This window comes from Nonomuraea sp. NPDC003707 (genome assembly GCF_053587055.1).
Genome location: NZ_JBSFNK010000001.1, coordinates 189221 through 210218 on the forward strand (window position 1 = coordinate 189221; position 20998 = coordinate 210218).

General features: G+C 71.4%; 21 protein-coding genes. 3 read left to right on the plus strand and 18 right to left on the minus strand.

The window, feature by feature from the left end; translation table 11 throughout:
- Window positions 1–15 precede the first annotated feature (15 nt).
- Entirely contained in the window at window positions 16–2166 is a 2151-nt protein-coding gene (locus ACWDRB_RS00850; protein ID WP_449891331.1) for a helicase-associated domain-containing protein, read from the plus strand.
- A gap of 36 nt (window positions 2167–2202) precedes the next feature.
- On the opposite strand, the gene ACWDRB_RS00855 is transcribed toward ACWDRB_RS00850, so the two are convergent.
- The 11 genes from ACWDRB_RS00855 to ACWDRB_RS00905 all read right to left on the minus strand — a co-directional run bounded on the left by ACWDRB_RS00855 (window position 2203) and on the right by ACWDRB_RS00905 (window position 9768).
- Window positions 2203–3690, minus strand: a complete 1488-nt coding sequence (locus ACWDRB_RS00855) for a sodium/solute symporter (RefSeq protein WP_350722197.1) — start codon at window positions 3688–3690, stop codon at window positions 2203–2205.
- Window positions 3687–4115: a hypothetical protein gene (locus ACWDRB_RS00860; RefSeq protein ID WP_350722198.1), complete on the minus strand. Its 429-nt coding sequence runs from the start codon at window positions 4113–4115 to the stop codon at window positions 3687–3689. The genes ACWDRB_RS00855 and ACWDRB_RS00860 overlap by 4 nt, the downstream gene beginning before the upstream one ends.
- Window positions 4115–4861 carry a LytR/AlgR family response regulator transcription factor gene (locus ACWDRB_RS00865; RefSeq protein ID WP_350722200.1) on the minus strand — a complete coding sequence of 249 codons (747 nt, stop codon included), beginning with the start codon at window positions 4859–4861 and terminating at the stop codon, window positions 4115–4117. The genes ACWDRB_RS00860 and ACWDRB_RS00865 overlap by 1 nt, the downstream gene beginning before the upstream one ends.
- Before the next feature lie 33 nt (window positions 4862–4894).
- Entirely contained in the window at window positions 4895–6073 is a 1179-nt protein-coding gene (locus ACWDRB_RS00870) for a histidine kinase (protein ID WP_192786257.1), read from the minus strand.
- A gap of 21 nt (window positions 6074–6094) precedes the next feature.
- On the minus strand, window positions 6095–6499 hold the full coding sequence (locus tag ACWDRB_RS00875) for an HIT family protein (RefSeq protein WP_449891332.1): 405 nt from the start codon (window positions 6497–6499) through the stop codon (window positions 6095–6097).
- Window positions 6500–6517: 18 nt separating this feature from the next.
- Window positions 6518–7234, minus strand: coding sequence for a DUF1838 family protein (locus ACWDRB_RS00880; protein WP_363965359.1), 717 nt, complete (start codon window positions 7232–7234; stop codon window positions 6518–6520).
- Window positions 7235–7260: 26 nt separating this feature from the next.
- Window positions 7261–7683 (minus strand): protease inhibitor I42 family protein, encoded by a 423-nt coding sequence (locus ACWDRB_RS00885; protein ID WP_397365473.1) that lies wholly within the window; start codon window positions 7681–7683, stop codon window positions 7261–7263.
- A 51-nt stretch (window positions 7684–7734) separates the two neighbouring features.
- Window positions 7735–8373, minus strand: coding sequence for a DUF3618 domain-containing protein (locus tag ACWDRB_RS00890; RefSeq protein ID WP_449891333.1), 639 nt, complete (start codon window positions 8371–8373; stop codon window positions 7735–7737).
- Window positions 8370–8750, minus strand: a complete 381-nt coding sequence (locus ACWDRB_RS00895; protein ID WP_355194954.1) for a phage holin family protein — start codon at window positions 8748–8750, stop codon at window positions 8370–8372. The genes ACWDRB_RS00890 and ACWDRB_RS00895 overlap by 4 nt, the downstream gene beginning before the upstream one ends.
- Before the next feature lie 63 nt (window positions 8751–8813).
- A complete protein-coding gene (locus tag ACWDRB_RS00900; RefSeq protein ID WP_355194952.1) occupies window positions 8814–8978 on the minus strand; it encodes a hypothetical protein in 165 nt (54 codons plus the stop codon).
- Window positions 8979–9006: 28 nt separating this feature from the next.
- On the minus strand, window positions 9007–9768 hold the full coding sequence (locus ACWDRB_RS00905; RefSeq protein WP_449891334.1) for a methyltransferase domain-containing protein: 762 nt from the start codon (window positions 9766–9768) through the stop codon (window positions 9007–9009).
- Window positions 9769–9863: 95 nt separating this feature from the next.
- Here ACWDRB_RS00905 and ACWDRB_RS00910 point away from each other — a divergent pair, with 95 nt between their 5' ends.
- Window positions 9864–12854 (plus strand): SNF2-related protein, encoded by a 2991-nt coding sequence (locus tag ACWDRB_RS00910; protein WP_449891335.1) that lies wholly within the window; start codon window positions 9864–9866, stop codon window positions 12852–12854.
- Window positions 12854–13618, plus strand: a complete 765-nt coding sequence (locus ACWDRB_RS00915) for an SWIM zinc finger family protein (protein ID WP_449891336.1) — start codon at window positions 12854–12856, stop codon at window positions 13616–13618. Before ACWDRB_RS00910 ends, ACWDRB_RS00915 begins: the two co-directional genes overlap by 1 nt.
- A gap of 12 nt (window positions 13619–13630) precedes the next feature.
- Here ACWDRB_RS00915 and ACWDRB_RS00920 read toward each other — a convergent pair whose 3' ends face one another.
- The 7 genes from ACWDRB_RS00920 to ACWDRB_RS00950 all read right to left on the minus strand — a co-directional run bounded on the left by ACWDRB_RS00920 (window position 13631) and on the right by ACWDRB_RS00950 (window position 20968).
- Window positions 13631–14569 carry a diacylglycerol/lipid kinase family protein gene (locus ACWDRB_RS00920; RefSeq protein ID WP_364239134.1) on the minus strand — a complete coding sequence of 313 codons (939 nt, stop codon included), beginning with the start codon at window positions 14567–14569 and terminating at the stop codon, window positions 13631–13633.
- 91 nt (window positions 14570–14660) lie between these two features.
- Entirely contained in the window at window positions 14661–17375 is a 2715-nt protein-coding gene (locus ACWDRB_RS00925) for an immune inhibitor A domain-containing protein (protein ID WP_449891337.1), read from the minus strand.
- A gap of 176 nt (window positions 17376–17551) precedes the next feature.
- Window positions 17552–17893, minus strand: coding sequence for a fumarate reductase subunit FrdD (gene frdD, locus ACWDRB_RS00930; protein ID WP_449891338.1), 342 nt, complete (start codon window positions 17891–17893; stop codon window positions 17552–17554).
- Window positions 17890–18273, minus strand: a complete 384-nt coding sequence (locus tag ACWDRB_RS00935; RefSeq protein WP_449891339.1) for a hypothetical protein — start codon at window positions 18271–18273, stop codon at window positions 17890–17892. The genes frdD and ACWDRB_RS00935 overlap by 4 nt, the downstream gene beginning before the upstream one ends.
- A complete protein-coding gene (sdhB, locus tag ACWDRB_RS00940) occupies window positions 18270–19004 on the minus strand; it encodes a succinate dehydrogenase iron-sulfur subunit (RefSeq protein WP_350722219.1) in 735 nt (244 codons plus the stop codon). Before sdhB ends, ACWDRB_RS00935 begins: the two co-directional genes overlap by 4 nt.
- Window positions 18997–20730, minus strand: coding sequence for a fumarate reductase (quinol) flavoprotein subunit (gene frdA / locus ACWDRB_RS00945; RefSeq protein WP_449891340.1), 1734 nt, complete (start codon window positions 20728–20730; stop codon window positions 18997–18999). The genes sdhB and frdA overlap by 8 nt, the downstream gene beginning before the upstream one ends.
- 4 nt (window positions 20731–20734) lie before the next feature.
- A complete protein-coding gene (locus ACWDRB_RS00950; protein WP_350722223.1) occupies window positions 20735–20968 on the minus strand; it encodes a hypothetical protein in 234 nt (77 codons plus the stop codon).
- Window positions 20969–20998: the final 30 nt, after the last annotated feature.

Consider the following 20998-nt stretch of genomic DNA (forward strand, 5'->3'; position numbering starts at 1 on the left):
CGCTAGGGTCGAGTTGTGCCTCTTCCCGCCGCCGACCTCGCCCGGCTTCTTCGCAACCGGCCGGAGCTGGCCGCCGTCCCCTCCGCCGAGGCGCTCGAACGCCTGCTCGCGGCGCCGGAGCTGGCCGTGCCCGCCCTGCTCGCGCTCGACGCCGACTGCCACCTCGTCAGCCAGGCGCTGCAGATCCTGGGCGGCGAGGCCGGCCGCGCGGCGCTGGCCGAGCTGCTCCACGACCCCGGCGACCGGCTCGGCGAGACGATCGAGACCCTGGCCGCGTGGGGCCTCGTGACCCTCGACGGGGGCGGCGACGGGGGCACGGTGAGATCCCCGCACCCGCAGGGGCTGTGGGCGAACCCGTTCGGGCTGGGCCGGCCGTTGCGCGAGCTGACCGCCGAGGATCTGAAGTCCCTGGTCAAGGGGCTGGGCGGCAGACCCAAGGGCCGCAAGTCGGAGGTGCTCGCCCAGGCGGCGGAGATCGTGCGCGACGGCCGGGCCGTCCGCACCCGCGCCGCCGCGTTGCCGCGCGAGGCGGTGGCGCTGCTGGAGTCGATGGCGGACGGGCAGCCGGTCTTCCAGCACGCCGTCTGGTACGGCACCGTCGATGCGGACCATCCGGTCACGCGCCTGGCCGAGGCCGGGTTCGTGGTGCGGGACGGCTGGGAGTACGAGATGCCCATGGAGGTCGCGCTCGCGCTGCGCGGCGACGGCTGGAAGCCGGAGCTCACGGGCCAGCCGGACGTGCCGTCCGTGGAGCTCACCGGGCCCGCGGACGGGCTCGCCGCCGCGCTGGCCGCCGTTGACCAGGTGGAGGCGCTGATCGAGCTGACGGGAACGCAGCCCATCGCCGAGCTGAAGGCGGGCGGGGTGGGCGCGCGGGAGCTGAAGCGGGTGGCCAAGGCGCTGGACGTTCCCGAGCAGGCGGTCGTGCTCTGGCTCGACCTCGCCTTCGGCACCGACCTGATCGCCTCCGAGGCCGGCGAGAGGCTGGCCGGCACCACGCTGGCCGACGAGTGGCTGGGCCTGGATCCGGCCTCGCGGTGGCAGGCCCTGGTGGAGTCCTGGCTGGCGATGCCGCAGGCGGCCACGTTCAGGGTGACGGGCTGCTGCGAGGAGCACATGACGCCGCAGGCTCCGCCGTACCAGTTCGAGAGCGGGGCCGGCGAGATCCGGCGGGCCGCGCTGCGCGTGCTCCGGACGCTGCCTCCCGGGCGGGGGTCGAGCCCTGAGGGGTCGCTCCCGGCCGTGGGCTGGCGGACGCGGGCGGTCAAGGAGTTCGCGCCGGCCGCCGCCGAGTTCGTGACCGCCGCCCTGCGCGAGGGCGAGCTGCTCGGGATGGTCCAGGAGGGTGCGCTGACCGAGCTCGGCCGCGCCCACCTCGACGGCGCCGGCGTGGCCGGCCGCTTCCCCACGCCGACCCACACCGTGACCCTGCAGAACGACCTGACCGCGATCGTGTCAGGGGTGCCCGCGCCGCAGCTGACCGCGTTCCTGAACGGCTGCGCCGACCTGGAGTCACGCGACCGGGCCAGCGTGTGGCGCTTCTCGCACAAGAGCGTGCGCCGGGCGCTGGACGCGGGGGCGACGGCCGACGGCCTGCTCGACGAGCTGGCCCGCGTCGCCGCCAAGGCCGTCCCCCAGCCGCTGCGTTACCTCGTCACCGACGTCGCCCGCAGGCACGGCGCCGTCCGCGTCACCTCCGCCGCCTCCGTGGTGACCGCGGAGGACCCGGCGCTCATCACCGAGCTGTGCGGGACCAGGGCCCTGCGCAAGCTGGCGCTGCGCGCCATCGCCCCCACGGTCGCCCTCAGCGCCCTGCCTCCCGACGAGACCCTCCAACTGCTGCGGCAGGGCGGCCACGCCCCGGTCGCCGTGGCCCCGGACGGCACCATCAAGGCGGAGGCGCCCCAGCGCCGCCGCCTGCCCGTGGAGCCCGACCCGGCATGGGACGCCACCGCGATCCTCCAGGGCGGCGAGCCCGGCACGCCCGCCGAGGCCCTGTCCGTGGCCTCCGTCACCGGCGAGCCGATCGTCATCGTCTGGCAGCGGCGTGAGCACTACATGGAGGACATCGAGCTCACCCGCGGCACGGTGTCCGGCTACTGCCACGACTGCGGCGCCGAACACACCTTCCAGCGGGCCCGGATCAAGGAGGCGCATCTGCCCTGATCGCCGGCGGGATCACTGGCGGGATCACTGGTGGGATCACGACGAGCGGGGGCGCCAGTCGCCGCGGTCGAGGTCGAGGTCCTCCGGGGTGTGCAGCCTGACCATGGTCCTGGCGACCCCGGGCGGCACGCGGTGCGGGGTCAGGAAGGACACTGACACCATCACCGCGAACGCGATCGGCACCGTCCACGCCGCCGGCTGGCCCAGCAAGGCGCCGGCGGGCCCGTCGTACGGACCGGCGACGATCGTGACGAGCACGGCCGCGCACGCGAGCCCGCCGCCCACGAACAGCCCGGCCAGCGCCCCCGTGGTCGACAGGCGGCGCCACCAGATGCCCAGCACGAGCAGCGGGCAGAACGACGAGGCCGCCACCGCGAACGCCAGCCCCACCACGTCCGCCACCGGCAGCGCCCGCGCCCACAGCGCCAGGGCCAGCGGCACCGCGACCGCCATCAGCGTGGCGATCCTGAACGAGCGCACGCTGCCCTTGAGCAGGTCCTGCGCGATCACCCCAGCCACGGACACGGTCAGCCCCGACGACGTGGACAGGAACGCGGCGAACGCCCCCGCCGTCACCAGCGCCGTCAGCAGCTCGCCCAGCGTGCCGCCGACCATCCGCGCGGGCAGCGTCAGGACAACCGTGTCCGTGCGGACCAGGTCGGGCGCGTAGAGGCGGCCGAGCCAGCCGTACACGGCGGGCATCAGGTAGAAGGCCCCGAGCAGCGACAGCACCACCAGCGTCGTGCGGCGGGCGGCCCGGCCGTCCGGGTTGGTGTAGAAGCGCACCAGTACGTGCGGCAGCCCCATGGTGCCCAGGAACGTGGCCAGGATCAAGGAGTACGTCGAGTACAGCCCGTACTCCTTGCCCCCGGCCAGCGGCACCTGCCAGGTGGCCGCGTCCTGCGGGCCGACCGCGGGCGCGCCGTCGGCCTTCCACGCCATCAGCAGGAACACCAGCGGCAGGGCCAGCGCCGTCAGCTTGAGCCAGTACTGGAACGCCTGCACGAACGTGATCGACCGCATGCCGCCGGACAGCACGTTCACCGCCACGACGACCGCGACCAGCAGGCCGCCCACCCACACGGGCGCGCCGGTGATCTCCCGCAGCACCAGGCCCGCGCTCTGGAACTGCGGCATCAGGTAGAACCAGCCGATCAGCACGACGAGCACGCTCGCGGTGCGGCGCACGGCCATCGACTCCAGCCTGGCCTCGGCGAAGTCCGGCAGCGTGTACGCCCCCGAGCGCCGCAGCGGCGCCGACACCAGCACGAGCAGCACCAGGTAGCCGCCGGTCCAGCCGACGGGCAGCCAGAGCATGTCCACGCCGAACGACAGGATGAGCCCGGCTATGCCCAGGAACGAGGCCGCCGACAGGTACTCGCCGCCGATGGCCGAGGCGTTCCAGAGCGGGCTGACGGTGCGGGAGGCGACGTAGAAGTCGGAGGTGGTGCGGGAGACCCTGATCCCGAACGCCCCGATCAGCACGGCCGCCACCACCACGATCAGGACCGCCGTAAGGCTCATCGGCGCTTGACCAGTTCGGCGAAGTGGCGTTCGTTGCGCTCGGCCTGGCGCACGTACAGCCAGGCGCCGATGACGAAGGCGGGGTAGATGAGCCCGGCGAGCACCGCCCACGGGAGCGGGACGCCGAGCAGGTGGACCGAGCGCAGCTCGGGGATGAGCAGGAACAGCAGCGGCAGCCCGCCGACCACGCACGCCAGCACCGTGCAGACGAACAGCGCCAGCCGGACCTGGGTGCGCAGGAACGAGCGCATGTAGACCTCGCCGAGCCTGGTCTGCTCGTCGATCTCCCGGGTGGCCGGGTAGCGGGGCCGGCGCGCGGCGGCCGTACGCGGGCTCATCACGGCCACCCGGCGCAGGGTCTCGCGCCGGGACGCCTCGGCGCGGGGCAGCGGGGCCCGGCGCCCGGGACGCGGTTCAGGGCTCATCACGACCTCGCCTTTCTGGCTCTGCGCACCAGCAGGTCGCGCAGCTCGCGCGTGTGGCGGCGGCTGACCGGCAGTTCGGTGTCCCCCACCCGCACCGTGCACTTGCCCGAGTCGATGTGCAACTCCTCGATGTGCTTGACGGCCACCAGATGGCTCCGGTGCACGCGGACGAACCCGGCCGAGGCCCACCGCTCCTCCAGGGTGGCCAGCGGGATGCGCACCAGATGGCTGCCCGTCGCCGTGTGCAGCCGCGCGTAGTCCCCGTGCGCCTCGACGTAGATCACGTCGGCGCTGGACACGAACCGCGTCACCCCGCCCAGTTCGACCGGGATGGTGTCGGTCTCCCCCGCCTCCGCGGGCACGTCGGCCGAGACCGCCACCCGCCGGATCGCCTCCGCCAGCCGCTCCGGGCGTACCGGTTTGAGCAGGTAGTCCTCGGCCTTGATCTCGAACGCGTCCACGGCGTGCTCCTCGTACGCCGTCACGAACACCACCCGGGGCGGGTTCGCGAACTGCGACAGCAGCCGCCCCAGCACCACGCCGTCGAGCCCGCGCATCCGGATGTCGAGGAAGACCGCGTCGATCGGCCGGCCGTCGGCGATGGCGCGGTCGAGCAGCCGCAGCGCCGCCGCGCCGTCCCTGGCGGTGGCCACCTCGCCGATGCGGGGGTCGGCACGCAGCAGGTACGACAGGTCTTCGAGGGCAGGCAGCTCGTCATCGACCGCGAGGACCCGTAGTTGCGCCATAGACAGTGATAAAACCGACAAGAAAGATCGAGGTCAACGGGCAGAGACACCTGGGTGATATTTCGGCAACCTGATGTTGACCTTGGTGCCCGCTCCCTGGGCGGTCTCGACCACGAGGCCGTACTCGTCGCCGTAGACCTGGCGCAGCCGTTCGTCCACGTTCGCCAGCCCGACGCCGCCCGTGGGGGCGATGTCACCTGCGAGGATGCGGCGCAGCCGGTCGGGGTCCATGCCGAGCCCGTCGTCCTCGACGCTGATGCGGCACTCCGCCCCGGCGTCCTCGGCGATGATCGTGATGCGGCCGACGCCGTTGCGGCTCTCCAGGCCGTGCCTGACGGCGTTCTCGACGAGCGGCTGCAGGCACAGGAACGGCACCGCGACCGGCAGCACCTCGGGCGCGATCCGGAGCGTCACCTGGAGCTGGTCGCCGAACCTGGCCCGCTCCAGGATCAGGTAGCGGTCGATCGAGCGCAGCTCCTCGGCGAGCGTGGTGAACTCGCCGTGCCGGCGGAAGGAGTAGCGGGTGAAGTCGGCGAACTCCAGCAGCAGCTCCCTGGCCCGCTCCGGGTCGGTGCGCACGAAGGAGGCGATCGTGGTGAGCGAGTTGTAGATGAAGTGCGGGGAGATCTGCGCCCGCAGCGCGCGTACCTCGGCCTCCATGAGCAGCGTGCGCGAGCGGTCCAGCTCGGCCAGCTCGAGTTGCGAGTCCACCCACCCGGCCACCTCCTGCGCGGCCCTGACCAGGCCGGCGGAGGCGTCCTGCCCGTAGGCGGCCAGGGCGCCCACGACCCGGTCGTCGGTGGTGAGCGGCACCACCACGGCCTGGCGGATCGGGCATTCGAGCAGCTCGCAGTCGATGGTCAGCACCTGGGTGCGGCCGTCCTTCAAGGTGGCCGCCGCGTGCTCGAACGCCTGGTCGGCGTGGTGCTCGCCGGCGCCGTCGTAGACGAGCAGCCGCTCACCGTCGGTGATGGCCAGCGCGGCCGAGCCGAGCAGCGCGCGCAGGTGCCGCGAGGCCCGCTCGGCGCCGTCGGCGGTCAGCCCGGCCCGCAGCGGCGGACCGGCCAGCGAGGCGGTGTGCAGGGTCTCGAACGTGGCCCGCTCCGCCGGGCTGGTGCCCAGCTCGCGACGGCCCCGCATGACCCGCCAGAGCACGATCGCGGGCACGCTCACGAGCACCGCGACCACGGCGACGCCCACCACGTACTCCACGCCGCCAGAGCCTAGCTTCGCTCACAGAGCCTTCGCTATCAGGTCCGCGTACGACTCCGCCTCCTCGGTGGAGTCGTACGCGGTGCGCGGCCAGAAGAAGCCGCGCAGCCCGTCCTTCCTGTTGCGCGGCACGATGTGCACGTGCAGGTGGGGCACGCTCTGGCTGACGCGGTTGTTCATGGCCACGAACGTGCCGGCGACCTGCAGCCCCTCCTCCACCGCCCGGGCAACCGCCTGCACCCGCTCGAAGAACGGCCCCACGTCGGTCAGGTCGGCGAGCGTCTCCACGTGGATCCTCGGCACCACCAGCACGTGCCCCTTGAAGACCGGCCGGACGTCCAGGAACGAGACCGCGACCTCGTCGGAGTGGACCATGGTCGCCGATCGCTCACCCGCGATGATCTCGCAGAACAGGTCAGTGCTCACCGCCCGACCCTATCCGCCTCATCCGCGGGGCCGCCCCGCCCGCTCGGCGAAGGCCGTCCAGCTCGTCACGTTGGGCGCCGACCACTCGGCGGGGGCGTGCAGGAAGTGCTCGCCCACCCGCTCGCGCAGCCGCTGCGGCACCTCGGCCACCTTGGCGCCCCGGCAGTGGTAGACCAGCCCGCCCGCGCGCTGCCCCATCGCCATCCACGGCAGCCACGGCGAGACCCGGCACCACGAGAACACGCACGGCACGTCCGGCACGCCCGAGTCCAGGTCCTTGGCCGAGGCGAAGAACTGGAACAGCTCCATCGCGCGGTAGGTGTCGTTCGCCGAGTTGTCGGGGTAGTCGGCGACCTTCAGGGGCGAGGGGTAGGCCAGGCGGATGTCGATGTTGTAGACCACCTGGTCGCCCAGGCGGGTCGTCGGCACCGGGTAGGCGCCGAGCCGCTGGTTGACCGGGTCGTTGAAGACGTGCTGCACCTCGACCGTCCGCTCCGTGAGCGGGTTGTCCCAGGTGTCGAGCACCTCCCTCGTCTTCGGGTCGAGGTAGAGGGCGGCCTCCCTGGTCAGCAGCTGCCAGCCGCCGTCGGCCTCGACCGCCCTGGCCACGTTCAGCCCCTCGAACCCGAACAGGTGGTGCGGCCCGCCGTCGTCCTGCCAGCCGTACACGTCGCCGGTCCAATAGGAGATGGTCTCCGCGCCGTCGGAGGAGGCGCGCACCCGGATGAAATCCATGATCCCCACAGTAACCGGGCGGCGCTCTACTTGACCGATACGGTGAAGACGGCCTCGCCCGACTGCTGCCTGCTCTGCTCGTCCGGTGGCGTCGTGGCCTGGCCGCACCGCCAGCAGTCGTACAGTTTGATCTCCGTCGTGCCCGGGCGCTTGCTGTTGAAGACGAAGTAGGTCGTGCCTCCGGCGCCGACCCCGCCGCCCTCGGTCTTGTGCTCCTCGCTGATGAACGAGGCGACCTTCGGGTCCGGCACGGCGACCAGCTTCCACTCGTCGCCCACCGACGGGTTGTCGGCGACGGCCAGCGAGAAGCGCTGGCCGGGGCGCAGCTCGACGGGCACGGTGGTGCCCTTGGCGCCCTTGACCACCGTGCCGAAGTCGCTCACCGCTGAGCCTCCGCCGCACCCGGCCGCCAGCAGGGCGAGCGTGGCGGCGGCGATCGTTCGACGCATCACCACGGCAGGGTATCTGCCCGTGCGGGCGCCGGCCGTACCCGTCCCCTTCTACCGGTGCGTGTGGCGGTTGCGCCGCAGCATCATGCGGCGGACGACGAAGGCGATCACGGCGCCGGCCGCGGCGACGAGCAGCACGGGCCGCTTGCGCGCCTGCCCGGCGGCGTCCTTCACCTGGTGCGGCGTGCCCTCGCGAACCTTGCCCGCCACCTCGGACGCCTTCTCCTTGACGGATCCGGCCATGCCCGCGGCCCTGTCCTTGGCGGTCTCGGCCACATGGGCGGCCCTGGCCTTGACGTCGGCCTTGGCCGCCAGCGCCCCGACGGTCTCGCCCAGCTCCCTGCGGGTTTCCTCGATCTCTTTGCGCACGTTGCCCTCCTCGTGGTGACCTGTCCCGCGTGCCGTCTCACGCGTGTGGTGCGTCCTGCTGTGGTGGTGATGACGCGGCGACTCCGCCTCGGCCCACTCGCGTTCCAGGGCCTGGGCACGCTCGTCGTCGTAGGGGGGTTCGGGGGCGAATGTCTCGTGTGCCATCCGCTCCTGCTCCACCCGCCGGGCGTTCTCGGCCGCGCCCGGCCTGGTCGGCGGCACGTTGATGGACTCCCATTCGGTCGGCGTGCCCACGGTCTGCCTCCGGGCGCCGACGTTTCCGGCATATTGCTCGCTGTATCCAGGGTCGGTCTCGCTCATCGCCGCGCCCTCTCCTTGACCATGTCGATGTCGGCCCTGACGCTCGCGAGGGTCTCCGACGGGACCGGCGACCCGGCGCGTCGCACCTGGCCCTTACCGACAAGGCCGAGCAGCGCGGCGATGACGAAGAGCAGGCCCGCCACGATGGCGGCGGCGGCCCACGCCGGCAGGACCAGGGCCAGCAGCAGAATGACGGTGGTCACGAGTGCGGCGCCGCCGAAGAACGCGGCCATTCCCGCCGCGCCGAACAGCCCCGCTCCGAAGCCCGCGCGCTTGCCTTTTTCCGCCAGCTCCATCTTCGCCAGGCGGAATTCGTCCCTCACGAGCCTGGAGAACTGCTCGGAGAGGTCGTTGACCAGCTTGTGGGTGTCGTTCACAACGCTCGCCTCCTCCGCTGAGGAAGGCGACTACCCAAACAAACGGCCTTCTATCATGCGGTTTTACCGCTTGGCGACCTTGAGCAGAAATCCGAGGGCCGACAGCACCGGGTCTTTCTGCACTTCGCACCAATTGTCCGGCTGCTTGGGCTTGCTCCACGGAGAGGGGAGCTCGCACGAGGGAGCCTGCGGCTTGGGCCGCTCACACCACGATCCGGGAGGGTTCATACCAATATGCTACAACTTCAGGTGGGGCTTATATAAGCCTTTCCTCACCTCTTGCGCAGATGAGGTGGATTAGCGCCGCCACCCTCCGGTAGGGGTCGGTCCGGCCCGCGCGTTCCTCCACCGCCAGAATTTCGTCAATTTCCTCGGGGACGGGCGCTCCGTCCGGCGCGGCGTCGCAGAACACCCGCACGCCGTACCACTGCGGCACCTCCAGCCCCTGTACGGCCAGCCGCCGCGTGAGCTCGTCGAGCCGGTCGGCCCTGGCTGGGACGCCGAGCCGGTTGACGTAACCGGTGCCCTCGAACGCCTGCAGCGCCCCCGCCCAGTCGCCCATGAGCCCGTTGCGCATGGCGAGGGCGTCGCCGTTGCGCACGAGGAGCGACAGCCGGCCGCCTGGCGCGAGAAGGCGGGCGAGGTCGGCGAGCAGCGGGTCGGGGTCGTCGAAGTACATCAGCACGCCGTGGCACAGGACGATGTCGAAACTCCCCGGCCCGAACAGCTCCCGCAGCCGCCCTGCCTCGGCCTGGACCGTCCGGATGCTCATGCCCGGCTGGATCCCGGCCTCCAGGAGGCGGAGGAGGTCGCGGGAGGCGTCGAGGGCGGTGACGTGGTGGCCCCTGGCGGCCATCCTGAGCGCCTGCGTGCCCTGGCCGGAGCCCACGTCGAGGATGCGGCAGGGGGTCTTGGGGAGGTGCGCGGCGAGCTGGCGGGTGACGAGGTCCTGCCGGACGATGTCCCGCAGCGCCCCCAACCGGGCCGCCCACCTGCCCTCTGCCCCTGAGAACCTCATGTGCAGGATCCTAGGCGGACCCGATCTTCCCCTCCTCGCGGGCCCCCGGCCGCGGGCGCGGCGGCGGGGAGGCGCCGACGCGGTAGCCTGCCGGGGTGCTGGTACACGGGGTCTGGGCGGCCGGCGGGCTCGCCTTCTGGGCGGAGATCGCCGAGGCCGGCGACGCGTCCCCCGGGGCCGCCCCGCGCCGGCCGCAGCGCCATCCGACGGGGCCCGCGCCCCACCCGTTCGCCTCCTCCGCGTCCGGCGTCGCCGCCACGCTCGGCCTCGACGACCCGCCGTCACGGACGCTGGAGCTGCTCCTGCCCGGCTCAGCCAAGGAGCCGCTGCCCTCGCCGGAGACCGGCCGGCTCGCGGAGACAACCCGGCCGCGGCTGCGCCTCTGGCAGGTGCCCGCCGTGGTACCGCCCGTCTCGGAGGCCCTGCACGTTCTGGACGGGCACACCGGCACCGCGACCATGCGCCACTGGGCCGCCGTGGCGGCCTTCGCCCGCGACCTCGTACGCCGGGGCCGCGTCATCCCGCAGCTCGTCCCCTCGCCCACGAGCCGCGACCGCGAGCCCGAGGACTCCCCCGAGGACTCGATGGCCATGTGGGCCGTGCCGGAGGCCGACGCGCGGGCCGTGTGGCGGCCGGTGGTGACCGGGGCCGACGCCGGCTACTTCCGGGAGCTGGCGCTGGCCATGCCGCCCGCGTGCCGTACCTCCCAGGTCGAGCGGCCGTCCGCCGGCGTCCTGCTCGACGCCCTTGAGACGTTCGCCGACGCCCTCGTCCGCCAGACCCTCATCGAGCCTCTGGTCGCCCGGCCCAGGACGCTGCACGAACGCTGGCTGGCGGCCCTGACCGGCGCCGCGCCGCAGTGCCCCGACGTGCCCGGGCTGCGCGAGGAGCTGGAGCGGTGGCACGAGAGCGTCGCGTCGGCCGAGGGCGCGACCCGGGTGTGCTTCCGGCTGCTGGAGCCCGCCGACACCGAGGACTGGCGGGTCGAGCTGGCGCTGCAGGCCGCCGACGACCCCAGCCTGTACGTCCCCGCGGCCCACGTCTGGACCGGCGAGACGGTGACGGGGCTGCCCGGCAGGCCCGAACGCGACCTGCTGGCCGGGCTGGGCCGGGCCGTCCGGCTCTACCCGGAGCTCGACCGCGCCCTGCGCGGGCCCACGCCGAGCGAGCTGGCGCTGGACACGGCCGGCGCGTTCGGGTTCCTGCGGCAGGCCGCGCCCCTGCTGCAGGCGGCCGGGTTCGGGGTGCAGCTGCCCCGCTGGGCCGGGCGTACGAGGCTGGGACTGAAGCTGACCACCAGGGCCAAGGCGCAGACGGCGGCCACCGGGCAGGGGTTCGGCATGCGGGAGCTGGTCGACTTCCGCATCGACCTGGCGCTGGGCGACGAGACGATCAGCGAGGCGGAGCTGGCCGAGCTGGCCCGGCTGAAGGTGCCGCTGGTCCGGGTGCGCGGCCAGTGGGTGGAGCTGGACGACCGGCAGCTCAAGGCCGCGCTCAGGGCCGTGGAGGGCGCCCGTACGGGGGAGGCGAGCGCCGCCGACCTCCTGCGTCACGTGGTGCAGGAGGACGACGCCGAGCTGCCGCTGCTGGAGATCGACGCCGACGGCGTGCTCGGCGACCTGCTGTCCGGCCAGGCCGAGCGGCGGCTGACGCCCATCGCGACCCCCGCGGGGCTGGACGCCACGCTCAGGCCCTACCAGGAGCGCGGCCTGGCGTGGCTCAGCTTCCTGTCGGAGCTGGGCCTGGGCGGCGTCCTGGCCGACGACATGGGGCTGGGCAAGACGATCACCACGCTGGCCCTGCTCGTCCACGAGCGGGCCGGCGCGCCCACGTTGCTCGTCTGCCCGACGTCCCTGGTCGGCAACTGGCAGCGGGAGGCCGCCAGGTTCGCGCCCGGCCTGCGCGTCTACGTGCACCACGGCAGCGGGCGCGACGCGGCGCTGATCCCCGCCGCCGATCTGGTGATCACCACGTACGGCACCGCCCATCGCGACCTCGAGACGCTCAAGCGGCACGAGTGGCGCAGGGTCGTGTGCGACGAGGCGCAGGCGATCAAGAACAGCGGCACGCTCCAGGCCCAGGCCGTGCGCTCGATCCCCGCCGGCGGCCGGCTCGCCCTCACGGGCACCCCGGTCGAGAACCACCTGGCCGAGCTCTGGTCGATCATGGAGTTCGCCAACCCGGGGCTGCTGGGGCCGCGTTCGCGGTTCAGGACCCGCTTCCAGGAGCCCATCGAGGCCCAGCAGGACGAGCAGGCCGCGCGGGCGCTGAAGCGGGCGACGGGCCCGTTCATCCTGCGCCGCGTCAAGACCGACAAGTCGATCATCTCGGACCTGCCGGAGAAGCTGGAGGTCAAGGAGTGGTGCCCGCTCACCACGGAGCAGGCCACGCTCTACCAGGCGGTCGTGGACGACATGCTGGCCAAGATCGACGACAGCGAGGGCATCGAGCGGCGCGGCCTGGTCCTGGCCACCATGGCCAAGCTGAAGCAGGTCTGCAACCACCCGGCCCACCTGCTCAAGGACGGCTCCCGCCTGGCGGGCCGGTCCGGCAAGCTCACCCGGCTGGAGCAGCTGTCCGAAGAAATCCTGGCCGAAGGCGAAAAAGCCCTGCTTTTCACGCAATATGCGGAGTTCGGCACCATGCTGCAGCCGTACCTCGCCCAGCGGCTCGACACCACGGTCCTGTGGCTGCACGGCGGCCTGCCGAAGAAGACCCGCGACCGCCTGGTCGACCGGTTCCAGAACGACGAGGAGCCGATGCTGTTCGTGCTGTCGCTCAAGGCGGCCGGGGTCGGGCTCAACCTGACCGCCGCCAACCACGTCGTCCACGTGGACCGCTGGTGGAACCCGGCCGTCGAGGACCAGGCCACCGACCGGGCGTTCCGCATCGGGCAGCGCAAGAACGTGCAGGTGCGCAAGCTCATCTGCGCGGGCACCCTCGAGGAGCGCGTCGACCAGATGATCGAGCGCAAGAAGGCCCTGGCCGAGCGGGTGGTCGGCACCGGGGAGGACTGGCTGACCGACCTGTCGACGGAGGAGCTGCGCGAGGTGTTCAGGCTCACGGCGGAGGGGGTGGGCGGATAGTGCCGGACTGGTTCCAGGCCACCAGGCCGATCAAGGTCGAGGGCGGCATCAGGGCCCGCACCCAGCGCGGGACCATCGGCTCCACGTGGTGGTCCAGGCGTTTCATCGACATCCTGGAGCGCGTCTGCGACAAGGGCCGGCTCTCGCGGGGCCGCTCCTACGCGCGCCAGGGCCAGGTCCTGTCGATCGACCTGTCCCCCGGCGAGGTCAGGGCCGCCGTCCAGGGCTCGCGGCGGGAGCCGTACGCGATCGTGGTCAGGATCGAGGCGTACGACGAGCGGCGCTGGGCCGTCATCGAGGAGGCGATCGCCGAGCAGGCCGTCCACCGGGCCAAGCTGCTGGCGGGAGAGATGCCGCCGGAGATCGAGGAGCTGTTCGCGGCGCTCGGGATCGACCTGTTCCCGCGCGATCTCGACATGGACTGCTCGTGCCCCGACTGGGGATTCCCGTGCAAGCACCTGTCGGCGGTGCTCTACCTGCTGGCCGAGTCGTTCGACGACGACCCGTTCCTGGTGCTGGCCTGGCGCGGCCGGACCCGGGAGCAGCTGCTCGGCTCGCTGGCGGAGGACGCGCCCAGGCTGGAGGTGCGGGACGTGCCGTTCGCCGACCGGCTGGCCGACTTCTACGCGCCCGGCGCCACGGCGCACCGGCCAGAGCGCCGCCCCGCGGCCGCCGCTCCGGACCTGCTCCTGCGCGTCTTCCCGCCGCCCGCCGACCTGGCCCGCGCGCTCACCCCGGCGTACCGGCGGCTCGCCGACTCCTGAGGCCCCGGGTGGTCAGCGGTCCTCGAAAGAGGCGGGCACCATCACGCGCACGCCGTTGGGGACCACGCGCAGCCGGATCGGGGTGCGCAGCCGTACCTCGCCGTCCACGTCGGCCGCCATCGGCGGGTCGGTCTCCAGCAGCATCTCCCGCCCCACCACGAACGGCCCGCCGGCCATGCTGCGCCACCGTCCGGTGGTCGCCCTGATCAGCGTCTCGCCGAGCAGGCGCAGCTTCTTGCCCGAACCGAGCTGGTAGGCCACCAGCATGCCGTTGTCGATGCTGATGTCCTTGGCCACCTGCCAGCCGCCGTGGAAGCGGCCGTTGGCGATGTTGAGCTGGTGGGTGAGCAGCTCGTGGCGCTGCCCCTCGACCGTGATGTACGCGCGGAACGGCGTGTGCCCCGGCAGGATCGTCAGGGCGGTCAGCGGGTAGGCCGGGCGCCCCACGATGCGCTTGAGCCACGGCTTGACCTTGCCCGCCACCTCGACGGACACCCCGAAGCTGGCCAGGTTGGCGAACGGCCGGTCGTCGGCCATCCCCAGGTCGATGTCGGCCACCTTGCCCTCGGCGAACACCCTGATCGCCCCCGCCAGGTCGAGCGGCAGGCCGAGGCTGCGGGCGAAGTTGTTGGTGGTGCCCAGCGGGAGCACCCCGAGCGCCACGTCGCGGTGGGCCACATGGCGCACGGCCGAGGAGAGCGTGCCGTCGCCGCCGCCCACGACGAGCAGGTCGGGCTCGGTGGCCAGGGCCGCGTCGAGCAGCTCGCGCAGCCGCTTGGGGTTGTAGACCGACAGCTCCACCAGCGGCTCGAAGCCGAGGTTGTGGATCTGCTCGATCACCTCGAAATAGTGGCGGCGGCCGCGGCGCGAGCGAGTGTTCACCACCACTGCCACCTTGCGATCTCTCCGGATCGCCTCGGTGTGCTCGTCTTTGGTGCGCAATTCGCTCATGGTCACCAATGGTAGGCGCAGACCGCGCTGCCTATGGTCGGCCGCCGGCACGCGGAAGGCCGCCGGGACACCCCGGCGGCCTTCTTGATCGTTACTTCTTCGGCGGGACGACCTGGACGATGGCGCCCAGGTTGCCCGGCAGCGGGCTCACCAGCTTGAACTGCACGCCCAGCGCCTTGCCCTCGTCACCGGGGTTGCCGGTGCCGAGCACCGAGCCGGCGGCCACCTGGCCGTACAGCTCCGTGGCGGGGGTGCCGTCCTGGTGCACCACGCGAGTGCTGTACGTCTGGTCGCCCTTCGACGGCACGACCACCGAGGCGTCGGAGTCACGGTAGTAGAGACCGTTGCCGATCGCCTCAAGGCCCGGGAACCAGGTCTTCGCGTCGGTGAAGGCCGGGACGCCCTTCAGCGCGGGCAGGTCCGTGCAGTACGCGCTGAACGGCTCGTCCGCCGCCTCCAGGCACTCCTTGAACGGGTACGTCTTGCCGAACCCGAACGCGGCGTTGGACGACTGGACGCGTCCCTGGAGGTTCTTCTGCAGCGTCGGGTCCTTCTCGGCCGCGGTCCCGGTGCGGCGCAGCGGGTCGAAGTGCGAGTCCACGACCAGCAGGCTGCCCTTGGGACCGAGGCTCGGCGGGAGCCTCAGGGTGCCGGCGACGTTGTTGTTGATGAACGTCGAGTCGCGGTACCACACCAGCAGGCCCGGCGCGTTGTACTTCAGCTTCTGCACCTTCCACGCCCCGTCGCGGAGGTAGTCGGTGTCGTAGGTGTACTGCAGGCCGTTGTCGAAGCCGTCGAAGTTGCGCCACTCGGCCAGGTAGAACCGGGAGATCTCGCGACTGCCGTTGTTGCGGGTCCAGCCGGTGCCGCTGGTGTTGGTGAACGTGCCGCCGACGGCCTTCCACCCGTTGTCGCCGCCCTCGACGTCGTCGCTCCACACGGCCGTGCCGCCGTTGGTGAGCTGGAAGTCGTCGGCGTGCCAGCCGCGCTCCTGGAAGGCGGCGTCGGTGTTGTACGCCATCCGCAGCTTGATCGTCTTCCCGGCGAACGGCGTCAGGTTGACGTAGTCGTGCCGCCAGCCGCCGCTGTCACCGGTGAGGCCGTACTTCTTCTCGCCGAACGCGTGCAGGTTCTTGTTCGGGTCCGGGTAGTCGTCGGGCGTGCTGACCTCGGCGCCGGCCTCGTCGAAGACCTTCTGCTGGGCCCAGGTCTGGCCGCCGTCCGTCGAGACCTCGACGAAGCCGAAGTCCCAGTCCTGCTCGATCACGTAGTTGTTCCACATCCAGAACTTGAGATCGGTCCCGGCGGGGACGGGCACGTCGCGGGTCACCGTGAGGTTGGCCCAGTCCTGGTCGAGACCGCTCCACCAGGCGTTCGAGCCGCTGTGGACGTCGATCATCTTGAGCGGCGTGGAGGCCAGGTTGACCCGGACGCCGTCCTCGGTGAGCTTCGGCGTGCGCGAGGACTGTCCGACCGTGACGAGCTTGGAGGCGTCGCCCGGGTTGAACGTCTTCGGGTTCGCCCAGCCGAGCACCCACTTGTCCCACAGGCCCATGTGCGACGGCATCGACTGGAAGATCGGGCCGGAGTGGGAGCCGCTGGACATCAGGTCCCAGAAGTCCACGGCCGAGCTGGCCTGGCCCGAGGTGTCGTACAGGTCGGGCAGGCCCAGGTCGTGGCCGTACTCGTGGGCGAAGACGCCGACGCCGGAGTCCTCGGGCTGCACGATGTAGTTGGAGATCCTCTTGTCGGTGCCGGGGATCTTGTAGCCGCCGGCGACCGCGCTGGAGTGGGCCCAGATCGCGTACGTGCCCTCGGCGCCGCCGTCGGAGGACTTGTCCTTGCCGGCGTGCACCAGCACCAGGTGGTCGATCACGCCGTCGGGCTCGTTGAAGTTGCCGTCACCGTCGGCGTCGGCGACGTCTTCGACGTCGTAGTCGGCCCACGGGAAGCTCGGCTGGGCCTTGACCAGGCTCTCCACCACGTCGATCGGCAACTGCTGGGCGCCGCGCGGGTTGTCGGGGTGGCCGGACATGTCCTGCGGAGGAGCGCCGCAGGCCGCGGCGCCATACCAGGCCTCGGAGTGCGGGACCTTGATCCAGCCGGCCGCCGAGCCGGTGACGGAGTAGGCGCCCTTGGACATCTCCTCGTACATCTTCTTCATCGTGTAGCCGGAGATGTCGATGCCGGGCTTGCCGTCGCGCGGGTCCTTCAGGTCGGGGCGGACGCGCTCGGTGATGCCCTTGTCGGTGTAGAGCATCTTGTTGAAGTGCGCGGGGCTGAAGTCCTTGACCCAGAAGGAGTTGTTGTCCTTGTGCGGCAGCGTGGCCGGGTTGGGGATGTTGTTGTGGAGCGGCCCGTTCTTGAGCGTGCCGGGCGGCTCCACGACGCAGTCGTTCGCCTCGCTGTCGGTCGTGCGCGGCCGGTTGAAGCCCGAGAAGTCGTCGTTGGCCTGCTCGTTGAACTCGACGAGGATCGTCAGGAGCTTGGCCGTGCGGGTCTGCTTGGAGTTCTTGAAAATCCATTCAGCGGGATTGCGGCCGGTCCTGATGGCCTCGTTCTCGCGGGCGGCGAGAATGCGGCCGGCTGCCGGGTTTCCACTGGTGAACTTGCGGTCGAACTTCTGTGCCGGACTGAGCGAGCGCTGGTTCTTGTCGTTGACCGACGGCTCCTGCCGGTCCTTCTCGACCGCCGGAGAAGCGTAGTTGATGTAGTAGTCCGCGGCGGTGGGCTCGTAGTTCGCGACGGACGCCGCCTGAGCCGTGGGCGCGGACAGGGCGGCGCCGAGAAGGGCGACCGCCGGCAATGCTGCTAATAAGCGCTTCGTGCTGGGCACCAGGAACCCTCTCTGCCCGGGGTCGCCGGGCGCATGGCCATAGGGGTGTGCAATGCCGGACGTTAGAGGGTGTTTCAACGAATAGTAAAGTACGTCGTTGAAATGTGATCAAAGGGGGACATTTAGCGCACCGTTGGCATAAGGAATCAGAACAATATGAGCCCCGCCACGATCCCGCCCGCGACGGCGCCGCCATAACAGATCACCGCGATGACCAGGTCGAACCTGGCGATGCCGAGCACCTCCTCGCTGGTGAACCTGATCCGGTGCGCGGCGTGGAAGAGGCACAGCACGGCGACCCCGAGCAGCGCGAGCCGTACCGGCACGGGGTCGAGCAGCGCGCGCAGTTGCTCGGGGGCGGGCCAGTCGACCACGCCGAGCGGCATGAGCACCCCGAAGAGCAGCACGAGCACCGGCAGCACGAGCGCCGCCACCACTCCCCCGCCGCTGAAGAGCAGCCACAGGTACGGCTCCAGGGTGCGTCTCATGGCGACCTCAGGATGAAGTAGGCGATCAGGAGGGAGATCGCCACCCAGGCCGAGTGGTTGCCGCCCTGGATCATCCAGGCGGGCACCCGCCAGCCGTCCAGGCGGACGACCGTGGCCTTGGGGGCGAGGTTGAGGAACGTGATCGTGTGGAAGACGGTCGCGGCCAGCGCGAGCACGTTGATCGCGATCATCCACGGCCGGGCGGCCAGCTCGGCGAACTCCTGGAGGGCGCCGCCGCGCACCGCGTCGGCGAACATCAGCACGAAGACGATCGACCAGGCCACGAAGACGCTGGTCAGCTCGCGCAGCACGAACATCGCACAGTGGCGGGTGCGGACGAACCAGAGGTTGTCGCGCGGCGGGCGGTAGGCGGTCGTCATCGCCTGCTCCACGGCAGGACCGAACGCAGGGCGGCGGTCAGCTTGTAGCGCTGGATGGCCTCGGCCGGGTCCACGTGCTTGGGGCAGACCCGTGTGCACTCGCCGACGAACGTGCACCCCCAGACGGCGTCCTCCTGGTTGAGCACGTCGAACCGGTCGCCCATGTCGCGCGAGTCCAGGTTGTAGCGCTGGGCGAGCGCGATGGCGGCCGGGCCGAGGAAGTCGGGGTCGAGCACGTAGACGGGGCAGGCCGAGTAGCAGAGCAGGCAGTTGATGCACATGCTGTACTGCTTGTACGCCTCCAGCTGCTCGGGCGTCTGGGCGTACTCGGCGGTCAGCGGCAGCTCCTCGCCCTCCCTGATCAGCCAGGGCCGCACGGACGACAGCTTGGCCAGGAACCCGTCGATGTCCACGACCAGGTCCCTGATGACCGGGAAGCCCTTCAGCGGCTCGATCCTGATCGGGCCCGCGCCGAACTCGGTGAGGAAGGTGCCGCAGGTCAGCCTGGGCTCGCCGTTGACGGTCATGCCGCACGAGCCGCACACGCCCATCCGGCACGACCAGCGGTAAGACAGGCTGCCGTCGAGCTGGTCCTTGATGTGGTTGAGGCCGTCGAGGACCGCCCAGTCGGCCATGAGCGGCACGTCGTACCCCTGGAACACCGGCTCCTCGTCCTCGCCGGGCCGGTACCGGGCCACCTCGACCCTGATCGTCGCCGTCCCATCAGTCACGTCCGTACACCCTTTCTCCCGGAGGCCAGCGGGTGATCGTCACGGGGAGCAGCCCGACGGACGGGGTGCCGTCGGGTGCGCGGTGCACCAGGGAGTGCGCGAGGTAGGCGGCGTCGTCCCTGGCCGGGAAGTCGGTGCGCTGGTGCGCGCCGCGCGACTCCTGCCGGTTCAGCGCGCAGGCCACGATGGTCTGCGCGACCTCCAGCATGGTGTGCAGCTCCTGCAGGTTGATCAGCTCGGTGTTGAACGCGGTGCTCGTGTCGTCGATGCGGACCTCCTCGGCGCGCTCGCGCAGCTCCGCGAGCGTGTCGACGGCCTTGGTGAGCACGTCGCCCGTGCGGTAGATGCCGGCGGCCCCTTCCAGGGTGTGCTGCATCTCCTCGCGCAGGTCGGCGATCCGCTCACCGGTGCTGCTGCCCTCCCGGACGCGTTCCAACCGGCGCCGCTCGTCGGCCCCCTGGCTCCGCACGGCGGCCGGCTCGCCGTCCCGGTGCGACCTGGCGAACCCGGCGGCGGCGATCCCGGCCCGGCGGCCGAAGACCAGGCACTCGGGCAGCGAGTTGGAGCCGAGCCGGTTGGCGCCGTTGATGCTCACGCAGGCGGTCTCCCCGGCCGCGAACAGCCCGGCGACGGGGGTGGCGCCGTCGATGTCGGTGTGGACGCCGCCCATCATGTAGTGCACGACCGGGCGCACCGGGATGAGGTCGGTGGCCGGGTCGAGGTTCTGGTAGCTGCGGCACAGCTCGCGCACGAACGGGATGCGGGCGTCGATCTTGCCCTCGCCCAGGTGGCGCAGGTCCAGGTAGACGACCGGGCCGTACGGGGTGTCCACCGTGCGGCCCTTCTGCTGCTCGTGCACGAACGCCTGGGAGAGGCGGTCGCGCGGGCCCAGCTCCATGCTGCGCAGCTTCGGGGTGGGCGTGGGCTTGCCGAGGTCGTAGTCCTGCAGGTAGCGGTAGCCGTCCTTGTTGATCAGCCAGCCGCCCTCGGCCCTGGCCGCCTCGGTGATGAGGATGCCGGTGAACGGCAGGCCCGTGGGGTGGTACTGGACGAACTCCATGTCCTTCAGCGGCGCTCCCGCCCGGTAGGCCAGGGCCATGCCGTCGCCGGTCTTGATGGCGGCGTTCGTGGTGAAGGGGAAGACGCGGCCGCAGCCGCCGGTGGCCAGGATGACGGTCCTGGCGGCGATGGTCTCGATGCGGCCGGTCCTGATCTCGACGGCCACGACGCCGTGGACGCGGCCGTCGTCGACGACGAGCTTGGTGACGTACCACTCGTCGTACCGCAACACGTCCTGATATTTCAGGGTTGTTTGGAACAAGGTGTGCAAGAGGTGGAAGCCCGTTTTGTCGGCCGCGTACCAGGTGCGCATCTTCTTCATGCCGCCGAACGGGCGGACCGCCACGCGCCCGTCGCTCTCCCGGCTCCAGGGGCAGCCCCAGTGCTCGAGCTGGATCAGCTCCTCGGGCGCCTCGGCCACGAACGCCTCGACGGCGTCCTGGTCGCACAGCCAGTCACCGCCGGAGATCGTGTCGTAGCAGTGCTCGTCGAGCGTGTCGCCGACGCCGATCACCCCGGCGGCGCCGCCCTCGGCGGAGACGGTGTGGCTGCGCATCGGATAGACCTTCGAGACGACCGCCACCTTCAGGGACGGGTCACTCTCGGCGACCGCGACGGCCGCCCGCAGGCCCGCTCCGCCTCCTCCGACGATGAGCACGTCGATCATTACGTCACTTCCCGTGGTCGGGTTGTATCGGGTCCTTCACCCGTTTGCCGTCGTGCCGGATGGCGGACAGGTGGATGCTGCCGTCGTGGTACTCGTGCCGGATCCGGCGGCAGCCGCAGTCGAAGAACTGGTCACGGATCACCAGGCCGTAGCCGTCGTCGTCGACGAGGCGCTCACCGCCGGACTTCTTCCCGCAGGGGGCCGTCTCGGGGGTGAAGGGGATTCGCGTGCCTGACATCGCCGATCTCCCTAGATAGGCGAAATTTCA